At 47.0% G+C, this 1,088-nt stretch carries 1 protein-coding gene; it reads right to left on the reverse strand.

The window, feature by feature from the left end:
* Nucleotides 1-949, reverse strand: a 949-nt coding sequence (gene ccoG / locus R7O12_RS26510; protein WP_318127054.1) for a cytochrome c oxidase accessory protein CcoG, incomplete at its 3' end; no start/stop codon positions are given.
* Nucleotides 950-1,088: the final 139 nt, after the last annotated feature.

A 1,088-nucleotide genomic window follows, 5' to 3' on the forward strand; every position in this document is an offset into this window, starting at 1 on the left:
AGCCCATGCGATCCATGGTGTTGTCACACGCATCAATACAAGCGCCACAGTTGATACATTCATACTGGAAGCCGTCACGGATATCGATGCCAGTTGGACACACCTGCACACACAGATCACAGTCAATACAGTCACCTAAGCCCAGTTGTTTTGGATCGGCTTTACGTGAACGCGGACCGCGCTTTTCACCACGTTTGGTATCGTAACCGACGATGAACGTGTCTTTGTCGAACATCGCTGATTGAAAACGCGCGTAAGGACACATGTGAATACACATGATTGAGCGCATCCAACCTGCGTTGCCGTAAGTACAGATGGCAAAGAACATGACCCAGAATACTGGCCAGAAGTTCGCGTTGAAGGTGAAGAAATCAATCACCAGCTGTTTCATTGGTACAAAGTAACCAACAAAGGTGAAGCCTGTGGCGAGCGCGATAGCAAACCAAGCGATGTGCTTGAGTGTTTTACGCATGGCTAAGTTGGCGGTGAGTTTATTGGCGTCTTGTTTGCGACGTTTATTCGCGCTGCCTTCGAGTTTTTCTTCAAACCAGATGTACATGAAGGTCCACACGGTTTGCGGGCAGAGATAGCCACACCAGACTCGGCCTAAAAAGGTGGTAATGAAGAACAGGCCAAACGCGGCGATCACAAAGAGCAGAGCGAGTAGGGTCAGATCTTGCGGATAAAGCGTGGTGCCGAAAAAGTTGAACTGCTGGTTGCCGATATCAAGCAAGATCGCTTGTCGCTCGCCGTATGGGATCCACGGTACCAAAGCAAACAGTAGCAGTAAGAACCAACCACCGTAGCGACGCAGTTTTTGGTAAGTCCCTTTACTTTCTCGAACGTAGATGCGATTGCTTGGGTTAAAACGATCCCCGTTTCCTTTATGGGTTTTCGGGTTGAAAGTCTTGGGAGTCACATCTTTGATATCGATCTTATCCTGACTCATGCACTCATCCTTCTTAGGCTTTTTATAATGTACGGCGGCATTTCTGGTGATGTCGCTCTGTGACATTGCTATTAATTATTTTAGTTAATACTGATAAACGGCGATTATACAAGCAATAACAATTCCTTTTCTTTAACGC

This window comes from Vibrio sp. Vb1574 (genome assembly GCF_033338675.1).